General features: G+C 71.1%; 8 protein-coding genes. 4 read left to right on the forward strand and 4 right to left on the reverse strand.

The features are described from left to right. Positions 1 to 8 precede the first annotated feature (8 nt). The 3 genes from FLW16_RS16585 to FLW16_RS16595 form a co-directional block, all read right to left on the reverse strand. Positions 9 to 788, reverse strand: coding sequence for an SDR family NAD(P)-dependent oxidoreductase (locus FLW16_RS16585; RefSeq protein WP_142560974.1), 780 nt, complete (start codon positions 786 to 788; stop codon positions 9 to 11). Then, positions 785 to 2161 (reverse strand): MFS transporter, encoded by a 1377-nt coding sequence (locus FLW16_RS16590; protein ID WP_142560976.1) that lies wholly within the window; start codon positions 2159 to 2161, stop codon positions 785 to 787. Before FLW16_RS16590 ends, FLW16_RS16585 begins: the two co-directional genes overlap by 4 nt. A 297-nt stretch (positions 2162 to 2458) precedes the next feature. After that, positions 2459 to 3526, reverse strand: coding sequence for a LacI family DNA-binding transcriptional regulator (locus FLW16_RS16595; protein WP_142560978.1), 1068 nt, complete (start codon positions 3524 to 3526; stop codon positions 2459 to 2461). Between the two features lie 280 nt (positions 3527 to 3806). Here FLW16_RS16595 and FLW16_RS16600 point away from each other — a divergent pair, with 280 nt between their 5' ends. Next, positions 3807 to 5591, forward strand: a complete 1785-nt coding sequence (locus tag FLW16_RS16600; protein ID WP_260615326.1) for an ABC transporter ATP-binding protein — start codon at positions 3807 to 3809, stop codon at positions 5589 to 5591. 16 nt (positions 5592 to 5607) lie between these two features. Here FLW16_RS16600 and FLW16_RS16605 read toward each other — a convergent pair whose 3' ends face one another. Further along, positions 5608 to 6624 carry a LacI family DNA-binding transcriptional regulator gene (locus tag FLW16_RS16605; protein ID WP_221891121.1) on the reverse strand — a complete coding sequence of 339 codons (1017 nt, stop codon included), beginning with the start codon at positions 6622 to 6624 and terminating at the stop codon, positions 5608 to 5610. A gap of 291 nt (positions 6625 to 6915) precedes the next feature. Between FLW16_RS16605 and FLW16_RS16610 the strand changes: the two genes are divergently transcribed. From FLW16_RS16610 to FLW16_RS16620, 3 genes are all read left to right on the forward strand, one after another. Next, positions 6916 to 8871 carry a glycoside hydrolase family 127 protein gene (locus FLW16_RS16610; protein WP_142560981.1) on the forward strand — a complete coding sequence of 652 codons (1956 nt, stop codon included), beginning with the start codon at positions 6916 to 6918 and terminating at the stop codon, positions 8869 to 8871. Between the two features lie 138 nt (positions 8872 to 9009). After that, positions 9010 to 10731: a hypothetical protein gene (locus FLW16_RS16615; protein WP_221891122.1), complete on the forward strand. Its 1722-nt coding sequence runs from the start codon at positions 9010 to 9012 to the stop codon at positions 10729 to 10731. A gap of 93 nt (positions 10732 to 10824) precedes the next feature. Next, a complete protein-coding gene (locus FLW16_RS16620) occupies positions 10825 to 12105 on the forward strand; it encodes an extracellular solute-binding protein (protein ID WP_142560983.1) in 1281 nt (426 codons plus the stop codon). Positions 12106 to 12159 lie beyond the last annotated feature (54 nt).

The raw sequence follows: 12159 nt of genomic DNA on the forward strand, positions 1-12159 counted from the left end.
GTTCCCCCTCAGCTCGGCCAGCGGACCGTGAGCCCGCCGTCCACGACGACGCTCTGCCCGGTCACGTACGCGGCGTCGTCGGAGGTGAGGAACCGGATCACCCGGGCCGCCTCGTCGACCGTGCCGACCCGTCCGGCCGGGATGATCTTTCCTGCCTCCCGCAGGCCCTGCGGCCCGAGCGAGTTGACCTCGTCGAGCGACTGGGGGCTCTCGATCAGTCCGGGGATCACCGCGTTGACGCGGATCCCGCGCGATGCCAGCTCGACGGCCAGGGAACGGCACAGACCGAGCACGCCGGCCTTGGCCGCCGCGTAGTGGCTGTGCTCCTCCCACCCGTACACGCCGCCGGCGATCGAGGAGGTGGCGACCATCGCGCCGCCGTGCTCCATCCGCGCCGCGCAGGAGCGGAAGATCCGCAGGACGCCGCCGAGGTCGACAGAGAGCATGTCGTCCCACGCGCCGTCGGTCATCTCCTCGAGCGGCTGACGGCGCAGCACGCCGGCGGCGGCCACGGCGATGTCGAGGCGGCCGAAAGCGTCCACCGCCGCCTGGGCGAAGCGCTCGGTCTGCTCGTACGACCGGACGTCGAGCTCCACGGCCGTGCAGCGCCCGCCCGCGGCCTCGACGGCCGCGACCGTCTCGCCCGCGTCGTGCGGGTCCCCCGGGTAGTAGCCGACGACCGAGTGCGCCCCGGCCCTGGCGTAGGCGACGGCCAGGGCCCGGCCGATGCCGCTGGCCCCTCCCGAGATGACCGCGACCTTGCCGTCGAGCCCGTCGTCCCTGGTCATGCGAGAACCTCCTTCTTCTCTGCCGCGTGGTCGCCGAACCTGTTGGTGGTGTTCGTGCCGAGCATCAGGAGGCCCGAGATCAGCATGAAGACGGAGCCGGCGGAGATCGCGGCGACGGTCATGGACAGCCCGGCCGCGAGGAGCACGCTGAGCAGCGCCGATCCGGCGATACCGCCCAGCGGCGCCATGACGTGCGCCACGTTGGCTCCCGTTCCCCGTACGTGCGCCGGGAACGACTCGCCCATGTAGAACAACATCGCGGCGTACGGGCCGTTGAGGAAGAACAGCGTCAGTGCGTAGAGCGCGACGGTGAGTCCCTGCCCGGTGGGCAGGAGGAGCATGAGAAGGCTGACGGTGCCTCCGATGGTCCACCCGAGCGTGATCGTCAGCTTCCGCCCGATCCTGTCGCCGATCCAGCCGTGGAAGAGGTATCCGGCGAATCCGGCGATGTTGGACAGCACGAGGACGATGAGCGCGCTCTCGAACGAGACGCCCTTCGCCTCCACCAGGACCGTGGTGCCGAGGACGGAGAAGACCTGGATGCCCATCCAGTTGGTGAGCCACGCGAGCGACAGGCTGATGGTGTGCCGCCGCAGCCCGGGAGCGAGGACGTCCTTGAGCGCGCCGCTCGTCGTGCCGTCCACCAGCTCGGTGACGTCGTGTTCCTCGGCGAGCCGGCGCGCCCCGGCGTGATCGCCCTGCTCCTGGCGGCGCTTGACCTCCTTCATCGCGAGGAACGTCGGGGACTCGGGCAGCCTGAGCGCGAGCAGGATGATCGGGACGGAGAAGACGAGGGCGAAGAGGAAGGACCAGCGCCAGCCGGCGAGCGGCAGGAGCACCGCCGTGATGCCCGCCGACAGCAGCGCGCCCACCGGCCACCCCGCCTGCACGAGGCTGAAGACGAAGCCCCGGTTCTTCACCTTCTTGAACATCTCGTTGAGGTAGACGGCGTTGACCACCTCTTCGGAGAGCGACAGGCCGGTGAACGCCCGGATGACGACCACGCTCACGGCCCCGACCGCGAGCCCGGTGAGCCCCGAGGCGAGCGCGCCGCCGGTCATCAACAGGACCAGGGCCTTCTTCCGGCCCATCCTGTCCAGGACCGGGCCGACGACGAGGGAGACGACGAACACGCCGACCGTGGCGAAGGTGTTGACCATCGTCGACCGGCTCGTGGACCAGCCGAAATGCTCGCCGATCTTGGGCAGGAGCGTGCCGAAGAGGGTGTAGTCGTACACGGAGGCGACCCAGGCGAGGAAGGCGATGACGCTCACGTAGGCGACCGCCCGCTTCGTCACCGGCCGGTTCCAGGGTTCGCGGGCGGGCGCTCTCAGGGACGCGCCCTGCGCTCCCTGCGACGGGACAGCTCCCATGGCGGGACTCCTCCTACTTGGTGCACTGCAATGCACACAAAGGTTTGTGTAGCGCTACACAAAGGTTTGTGTAAAAGCGAAGGCTTTTGGGGTGCGAGTCGGCGGTTGTGGCGGCCCTTGCACATGGGGTTCGCGGGCGTCACGCCGGCCGGCGGCGGAATCGTCGATCCACTCGCTCGGCCGGGCCGTACGGGACCGCACCGGAACTGCGTGGGGGCCGGTGCGCCCCGGTCTGTTACCCAAACCTTTGTGTAACCTGCAGGCAGGTTAGAGTCGGGCATCCGCCCATGTCAAGGGTCACATCGACCGGCCGGCCCCGCCCGGACCCGTGGACCGGGAGGCCTCCGACGACACCGTCGACTCGCGGACGACGAGCGTCGGCGGCAGGCGCAGCGGCTCGACCTCGGCGCCCTGGAGCAGGTCGAGCAGCATCCGCAGCCCCAGCCGTCCGATCTCGTGCATCGGCGACCGTACGGTGGTCAGCGGAGTGGGCAGCTCGGCCGCCAGCGCGGTGTCGTTGTAGCCGACCAGCGCGACGTCGTCGGGAACCGACAGCTTCCTGTCGCGCAGGGCGCCCATCACGCCGATCGCCGCGAAGTCGTTGGTGGCGAAGATCGCGTCCGGCAGCGGGCGGCCGTCGAGGATCCGCTCCGCCGCCTCCCGTCCGCCCTGCGCGTCGAAGTGGCCGCGGACGATGCGGTGCGGAGGGACGTCCACCCCCGCCTCGCGAAGCGCGTCGACGGCGCCCTGGGTCCGGTCGAGACCGGTCGAGGCGTACGGCTCCCCGGCCAGGATCGCGACGTCCCGGCGTCCGATGGACACGAGGTGCTCGCCCACCAGCCTGCCGCCGAGAAGGTCGTCGCAGGTCACGGACGGGTAGTCGCGGGCACGCCGGGAGACGAGGACGAACTTCGTGCCGCGCTCCGCGACCCCCTTCAGGAACTCGCCGTCGACCAGCGCGTCGCCGAAGATCATGCCCTCGACCCGGCGCGACAGCAGCGTCTCGGTCGCCCGCGCTCGCTTCTGCGGATCGTCGAGAGAGTTGGTGACGAAGGTGGCGAAGCCCCTCTCGGTGGCCGCCTCGTCGATCCCCTCGTAGATGGTGGCGAGGACGTAGTCCTGAAGCCTCGGCACGATCACGCCGATCAGCCGGGAGCGCCGCGTCCGCAGCCCGACCGCCTGCGGGTTGGGCGTGTACCCGTGCGAGGCCGCCGCGGCGCGGACACGCTCGATCGTCTCCATGGACGCCCAGCGGCGCGCCTCCGCCTCGGAGGTCGAGTTCAGCACCCGGGAGACCGTCGAGGGGGTGACGCCCGTCTCGTCGGCGATCATCTGGAGCGTGGCGTGGGGCGTCCGCCTGCCCATCAGCACTCCCTGCACCCGCGATCCCTTGTCAACCCGCGACCATACACGCGCGGGACCAGGCCCATTCTCCCGCCTCGGGGCCCGGCGGGGGAACCGCGTCCGCCGGGTGGGGGAACCGCGTCCTGCGGGCCACGAGGGGGCCGGCCGGCCCCGCCGGGGCGGCGGGAAAATCGCTCGCTCTCCCTCACGCGCTGCGAGAGCATGGCCACGGCGGGTTCGGCGGCGGGGAGGGCTGATGGCTGCGCTCGGATCAATTGAGGACGCTGATAACGGCCCATCCGTGCGCAGATCAGCGATTCTGCTGGTGCTGCGCTACTACTGCGGCGAGCTGAGGCGCCAATGGCGGGTCGCGGTGCCCGCGCTGATGTTGCCGGCCATCGGGGACACCTGCCTGTTCTACCTGGCGCCGCTGGCGGTGGCCGGACTCGTGGGGCACCTGTCCGGCGGCGGGGACGGCACCGTCGACGCGCTGCTGCCGTACGTGCTCGGCTTCGGCGCGATGCTGCTGACGGGCGAGGCGCTGTGGCGGGTGGGGCTGCACTTCCTGAACCGCGCCGACGCCCGGGGCATCGAGCGACTCGGCGTGGTGGGCATGGACGAGCTGCTGGCCAAGGATGCCGCGTTCTTCCACGACAACTTCGCCGGCTCGCTGACCAAGCGGGTGATCGGCTTCTCCTCCAGGTTCGAGGAGTTCGTCGACACGCTCACCTTCTCGATCGTCGCCAAGCTGGTGCCCTTGGTCTTCGCCTCGGTGGTGCTGTGGCGGTATCACCCGCTGCTGGTCCTCGTCCTCGTGGGCCTCGTCATCGTCACGGGGTTTCTCGTCACCCCGCTCATCCGCCGCCGCCAGGCGCTGGTCGACCAGCGCGAGGCCGCCAAAGTGCGGGTGTCGGGCCACGTCGCCGACGTGCTGAGCAACATGGACACGGTTCGCTCGTTCGCCGCCGAGGATCGCGAGGCCGCCGAATATCGGGCGAGGATCGCCGAGCAGCGCAGGTTGTCCCTGCGGTCCTGGGACTATGGCAACCTTCGGGTGGATACCGTCGTCGCCCCGCTGTCGGTGCTCACCAGCACCGTGGGCCTGCTACTCGCCGTGGCGCTCCGCGGCGGCCTCGGCGTGGAGGCCATCGTGGTGACCTTCACCTACTACACGAACACGATCGGCATCATGTTCGAGTTCAACCAGATCTACCGGCGCATCGAGAGCGTGCTCACCGAGGCGGCCCAGTTCACCGAGCTGCTGCTCGTGCCGCCGACCGTGGTGGACCCGGTCGACCCGCAGCCACTGCGCCCGGCCGACGCGAGCGTCCGCTTCGAACGGGTGCGGTTCGCGCACGGCGGCGGCGCGCCCCTGTTCGACGGCCTGGACCTGGACATCCCCAGCGGTGCCAAGATCGGGCTGGTCGGCCAGTCCGGCGGCGGCAAGACCACCCTCACCCGGCTGTTGCTGCGGCTCATGGACATAGACGGAGGCAGGATCCTGATCGGCGGCCAGGACATCGCCCGGCTGCGTCAGGCCGACCTGCGCAGCCTGATCGCCTACGTGCCGCAGGAACCCGCCATGTTCCACCGGTCCGTGCGGGACAACCTCGCGTTCGCCCGGCCGGGCGCCACCGAGGCCGAGATCCTCAGGGCCGCGCGGGCGGCGCACGTCACGGAGTTCGTCGAGTCCCTGCCGGACGGGTTCGACACCCTGGTCGGCGAGCGCGGCGTCAAGCTCTCCGGCGGCCAGCGGCAGCGCATCGCGCTCGCCCGCGCCATCCTGCGCGACGCCCCGATCCTGCTGCTGGACGAGGCGACCAGCGCGCTGGACTCCGAGAGCGAGATCCTCGTGCAGGAAGCCCTGTGGCAGTTGATGCAGGACCGTACGGCACTCGTGGTCGCCCACCGCCTGAGCACCGTCGTCCGCATGGACCGGCTCGTCGTGCTCAACCGGGGACACATCGTGGAGCAGGGCACCCACAGCGAACTGCTTCAGGCCGAAGGCCCCTACGCCCGGCTCTGGCACCACCAGTCCGGAGGCTTCCTCATCGAGGACGGCGCCCCGGACGCGCTCCACCGTTGACCGGCGGCCGCACCGGTCACGGGAGCGGCACGGTGGTCGACTCCCGGACCACGAGCCGGCAGGGGTGGGCGTGGCGGCCGGGGGAGGGGGAGCCGTTGATGGCGGCAAGGAGCATCTCCGCCGCCGACCGGCCGAGCCCTTCGAGGTTCAGATCGATGCTGGTCAGCGGCGGCTGGCAGGCTTCGGTCATGACGTCCCAGTTGTCGAAGCCGATGAGGGCGACGTCCTGGGGGACCCGGCGGCCCGCGGCCCGCAGCGCGTCGCAGACGCCCCGGGCGATCTGGTCGCTGCCGCAGAAGACGGCGTCGAACTCGGCCCGGCCGGCCAGGAGGATGCCGACGGCTTGACGGCCCCACACCTCGCTCCATCCGCCGAACAGAGGCGGAGCGACCAGGGACAGCCCGTCCTCGGCGAGCCGCTCCGTGGCCGCGGCCGCGCGTACCCGGGCGGAGTTGTGGTGCTCGGGTCCCGTGATGTGCGCGATCCGGGTGCGCCCGACGGCCAGGAGGTGCTCGACCGCCTTGCGTGCGCCGCCCGCCTCGTCCGGGACCACTGAGCAGTCGCCGGGGTCGGCCGAGCTGATGAAGGCGTAGACCACGGGCACGGGCAGGTTGGCGCCGATGGGCGCCCGTGCCTCGGTGCGCCGGCCGGTCACGATCATGCCGTCGACCCGGCGGCTGAGGAGGGTCTTGACGTAGTACTGCTCGCGGATGGGGTCGTCGCGCCCGTCGCAGAGGAAGACCGACATCTCCCCGGCGCCCAGCGCGTCCTCCGCGCCCATCAGCACGGGGATGCTGAACCGCCCGATCGTGTCCGTCGTGATCATGCCGACCGTGTAGGTGCGGCCCGAGTGCAGGCTCCGGGCACCCGCGTTCGCCTCGAAACTGAGCTGCCGGGCCGCCTCGCGGACGCGCATGCGGGTCTCCTCCCGCAGCGATCCGCGTCCGTTGAGCGCCTTGGAGGCCGTGCCCACCGACACCCCGGCCAGCGCCGCGACGTCGGCGATCGTGGCATGACGCTCCAGCTTTCCCACGTTTCCTCCACTTTCCTAAGGGGGTTGCCTGAGCCCCACTCTATAGGCCGTGCGTGCGACCCCGAAGCCCCTGTAACAAGGCGGAAACGGGCTATTGACGGTCTGGAAGCCGGTTGGATACCGTGACGGCAATCGTTTTCCTAGTTTCCTACTGCGGGCGACACGCCCCCTGGCTTCTCGCTTCGCAGTCACCAGGGCGGTCCGCCTCGGCGGACTTCCCGCGTCCCTCGCCGTGAGCAGGAGATTTCTCGGCGGCGTGAAGGACGTCCGCTGCTCCACGAAAGATGAGGCATGACTGAGCAGAAGTTGTCAGACACCTCCCCGGTCGACCTCCGCGGTTCGGCGGGGCCGGTCGCCCCGGGGCCCGGGGCGGTCGCCGCGCTGTGGCCGCTGAGCCCGGACCAGGCCCGCCTCGACACGGGAGGCCTGCTGGGGCGGTGGCAGCGGCGCAACGCCGAGGACACGCTGCCGCACTGCGTGGACAACCTGCACCACGCCGGGAACATCGGCAATCTCCGAGCCGCCGCGGGCGAGTCGGACGCGGCGTTCGCCGGCATGTGGTTCGCCGACTCCGACGTCCACAAGACGCTGGAGGCCGCGGCCTGGGAGCTGGGCACCTCGTCCGGCGACGCGGCGCTGCGGTCGTTCGTGGAGGACACGGTCGCGTTGCTCGCCCGCGCCCAGCAGGCGGACGGCTACCTCAACTCCTACTTCACCGTCGTCGCGCCGGACGAGCGGTGGCGCAAGCCGGACTGGAGCCACGAGCTGTACTGCGCCGGCCATCTCTTCCAGGCGGCGGTCGCCGCGGCCCGCACCGGCGTGAGCCCCGAGCTGGTGGCCGTGGCCCGGCGGTTCGCGGACCTGCTGGTGGAGCGGTTCGGCCCGGACGGTGTCGAGGAGGTCTGCGGGCATCCGGAGATCGAGACCGCTCTCGCCGAGCTCTACCGGCTGACCGGCCACCGGCCCTATCTGGACCTGGCGCGCCGGTTCCTCGACCTGCGCGGACGGGGGCTGCTCGGGCACGGGCGGTTCGGGTCCGCCTACTACCAGGACCACGTGCCCGTACGGGAAGCCCGCGAGGTCACCGGCCACGCCGTACGCCAGCTCTACCTGCTGGCCGGGATGGTCGACGTGGGCGTGGAGACGGGCGATCATGTGCTGCTGGACGCGGCCGAGCGACTGTGGGAGGACGCCGTCCACCGGCGCTCCTACGTGACCGGCGCGCACGGCTCGCGCCACCGCGATGAGGCGTACGGCGACCCGTACGAGCTGCCGCCCGACCGGGCCTACGCCGAGACGTGCGCGGCGATCGCGAGCGTCCACGCGAACTGGCGGCTGCTGCTGGCCACCGGCCGGGCCCGCTACGCCGACGAGATGGAGCGGGCGCTGTACAACGCGGTCGCCGCCGCCGTGTCGTCCGACGGCAGGCACTTCTTCTACTCCAACCCGTTGCAGCTGCGCACGGGACACGCGAGCTCGGGTGAGGAGGCGGCGTCGCGCCGGCTGCCCTGGTACTCGTGCGCCTGCTGCCCGCCCAACATCGCCCGGCTGATGGCCTCGCTGCACGGTTATCTGGCCACCGCCCACGACGACGGCCTGCAGATCCACCTGTACGCCTCGGGCAGCGTGAACACCGAGGTCGCGGGGGCCGCCGTAGGGGTGGACGTGCGCACCGAATACCCCTGGCAGGGCCGGATCGAGCTGACCGTGACCTCCGAGACCGCCGCCCCCTGGACGCTCGCGCTGCGCGTGCCGGCCTGGTGCGACGCGTACACGGTCCGCATCGACGGCGGCCCGGTGATGGCCCCCGCACGCGACGGCTACATCCGGCTCACCCGGGCCTGGGCGCCGGGCACGACGGTCGTCCTCGACCTGGAGATGCCGGTCCGGCAGGTGAGCGCGCATCCGCGGGTGGACGCGGTGCGGGGCTGCGTCGCCCTGGCGCGCGGCCCGCTCGTGTACTGCCTGGAGCAGGCCGACCTGCCGCCGGGCACGGTCCTCGAGGACGTGCGGCTCGACCCCGCCGCTCCGATGACACCAGGCCACCGGGAGGATCTGCCGGACATCCCGGTCGTGATCACCGCGGGCGGGCTGGTCGCCCGCACCGGCGACTCGCTGTACGCCATCGGGATCAGGCGGGAGCGGCCGGGCGCGCCGCTCACGCTCACGGCGGTGCCGTACTTCCTGTGGGGCAACCGGACCGAGGGCCCGATGCGGGTCTGGATCCCGGTCGCCGCCGCGGAATGACCTCGCGGGCCGCAGCGTACGGCCCGCGGCGACAGAGGGAACCGCTCGCGGCGTGCGCCGCCGAATTCGGGGCGGGCGGTTCCGGCTTCACCTCCTCTCCACCCCCCACCTGAGCACAGAAAGAGCGAGGTAGGTACATTGCGCAGACCCCGACGCACGACCCTGCTGTCCGCGCTGGCCGTGTCGCTGGCCGTGTCACTGACCGGGGCGCTCGTCCCGCCGGCGCCCGCCGAGGCGGCGGGCGCCACCCTGACGGTGAACGTGGCGCAGCCCTTCCGGCCCGTCACCCACGTCGCGGCCGGCGGCCTGTACGGCCTGGCGGAGAACAGCCGCCCGGCCGACTCCGCGCTGTTGCCGCTGAAGGTCAACTCGCTGACGCAGCCCGCCCCCGGCGTGGGGCAGAGGCCCAACGGGCAGCCGCCCGGCGGTGACTCGCTGCTCGTGGCCCCGCAGGCCACCCGCGTCGGGGCCGGGGAGTTCATCCGGATGCCGGACATCTACCCCGACTTCCCCTACAAGTGGGTGAGCTGGGACGACTGGCTGGCCAAGGTGAACACGATGGTCCGGGCCAGGCTCAACGCGACCTCGGTGACCAACGTCATCGGCTGGGAGCTGTGGAACGAGCCCGACGGGACGTGGAACACCTCCGCGGCCGGGCCGTTCAACGACGGATGGACGCGCACCTACCGGGCCGTGCGGGCGCTGGACACCACGACGCCGATCGTCGGCCCGAGCATCTCCTACTACAACCGCTCCTGGTTGTCGTCGTTCCTGAGCAGCGCCAAGGCCGCGGGCACCCTGCCCGACGTCATCTGCTGGCACGAGCTGGGCGGCGACCCCAGCACCATCGCCGCGCACATCGCCGACTACCGCTCGCTTGAGTCCTCGCTCGGCATCAGCCCCCGCCGCATCGCGATCAACGAGTACGCCGCGACGAGCGAGGTGGACGTCCCCGGCCGGATCGCCAGCTACGTGGCCAAGTTCGAGCGCGCCGGCGTCGAGATGGCGCACCGGGCGTTCTGGTACGAATACGGCACCATGAACGGGCTTGTCGTCAACAACAGCCAGCCCACCGGCACCTGGTGGCTGTACAAGTGGTACGGCGACATGGCCGGCCGCATGGTGACCACCACCCCGGCCACCCAGACCGGGCTGGACGGCTTCGCCTCCTACGACTCCACCCGCAAGATCGTAAACGTGGTCTTCGGCAACGAGTCGGGCACCAACACGGTGCGCGTCACCGGCATCGGCGCGCTGGGCTCCTCGGTCCAGGTGACGCTGCAGTCGGCCCCCGCGAACGGCCGGTTCACCGCCGTGACCGCGCCCACGACCATCTCCACGAGCACGTACGCCGTGAGCAACGGGCAGATCAGCGTGCCGGTGCCGAACATGTCGGCGACCAGCGCCTACAACCTGGTGATCCAGCCGGTCAGCGGCGTGCCGTCCTACCAGCAGCGCTACGAGGCGGAGAACGCGTCGGTCTTCCGCGCCCAGCGGCTGACGAGCTCCAGCGCGTCCGAGGGCGGCTACGTCGGGCGCATCGACAACAACACGAGCACGCACAGCACGGACAGCTACGTCGACTTCGTGGTGAACGTGCCCACAGCCCGGGCGTACACGATGACCATCGGCTACGCCAACGCCACCGGGACGACCGCCACGCAGGGGCTGGCGTACAACGGCGGCGCCTGGACGACGGTCAGCTATCCGCCCACCGCCGCCTGGGGCCAGTTCGGCGCCACGGTCAGCACCACGGTGAACCTGCGGGCGGGCTACAACGTGATCCGCCTGGCCAAGGGATCTCCCGGCTTCGGCGGCGGGACCGGCTATGCCGAGCTGGACCACATCCAGCTCACCTGAGCCACAGCGCGGGTTCGCACCCTGACCGTGCGGACCCGCGCGGGTGAACGAGATGACAACGGCCGGACGCCGGCCGTCGAAAGGAAGAACGATATGGAAAGCCTCGACAGGGGCCGGCGCGCCGCCGGCCTGGGCCTGGTGGTCCTCGCCGTCGCCGGCGGCCTCACCGCGTGCTCCGGGTCGTCCGGCGACGGCACCGGCACCTCCTCGGCGGGCGCGAGCCAGGCCGCCGGGGGCGGGACCTACACGATCTGGGATCCGTACCCGCAGTTCGACGACTCCTCCGACTGGGTGAAGCTGCTCACGCAGTGCGGGACGCAGGCCGGGGTGACCGTCAAGCGGACCGGCTACGACACCACCGACCTGACCAACAAGGCGCTGCTGGCGGCCCAGCAGGGCAACTCGCCCGACGTGCTGATCGTGGACAATCCGGTCGTCTCGACGCTGGCCGAGGCGGGGGTGCTGACCTCGACCGACGAGACGAAGATCGACACCTCGACCGTCTCGCCGAACCTGCTGGCGGCGGGCCAGCTCGGCGGCAAGACGTACGGCATCCCGATCGGGGCGAACACGCTGGCCCTCTACTACAACAAGGACGTGCTGAAGAAGGCCGGTGTGGACGCGGCCGCGGTGAAGGACTGGGCGTCGCTGACCGCGGCGCTGGAGAAGGTGAAGGCCGCGGGCAAGAAGGGCATCACGTTCTCGGCCATCGGCACCGAGGAGGGCAGCTTCCAGTTCCTGCCCTGGTTCTGGGGCTCCGGCGCGAACCTCACGAAGCTCGACTCCCCGGAGGGCGTGGCGGCGCTGTCGCTGTGGACCGACTGGGTGAAGAAGGGCTACGCCCCCACCTCGGTCATCAACAACACCCAGACCACCAGCTGGCAGGAGTTCGCGACCGGGGACTTCGCCTTCGGCGAGAACGGCACCTGGCAGCTCGCCAACGCCAAGAAGACCGGCTTCGACTACGGCATCATCCCGATCCCCGCCAAGGACGGCGGCACCGCCCCCGCCCCGACCGGCGGCGAGTTCGTCACCCTTCCCGTGCAGAAGGACGCCGCCCGCTACGTCGCCTCCCAGAAGCTGGTGACGTGCCTGGCCAGCACCGGCAACTCCTACACCACCGACACCACGCTGTCGTACATCGCGCCGACCGAGGAGGTGCAGACCAAGCAGGTCGAGCAGAACGCCGAGCTGAAGGTGTGGGTGGAGGCGGTCAAGGCCGCCAAGGGCCGCACCAGCGACAACCTCGGCACGAAGTACCCGAAGATCTCCGAGCCCATGTGGAAGGCGATGCAGGCCGCGCTGAGCGGGTCGCAGCCGCCGCAGGAGGCGTTGACGGCAGCCCAGGCCACGGCGGCGAGCGCCGTCCAGTAGCGTCCGGGCCCGGGGCGTCGGTCTCCGGGCCCGCCTCTGGTCGTCCAGATGAAG

The sequence above is a fragment of the Microbispora sp. KK1-11 genome (assembly GCF_006874435.1).
In the GTDB taxonomy this organism is placed as follows: Bacteria; Actinomycetota; Actinomycetes; order Streptosporangiales; family Streptosporangiaceae; genus Microbispora; species Microbispora catharanthi.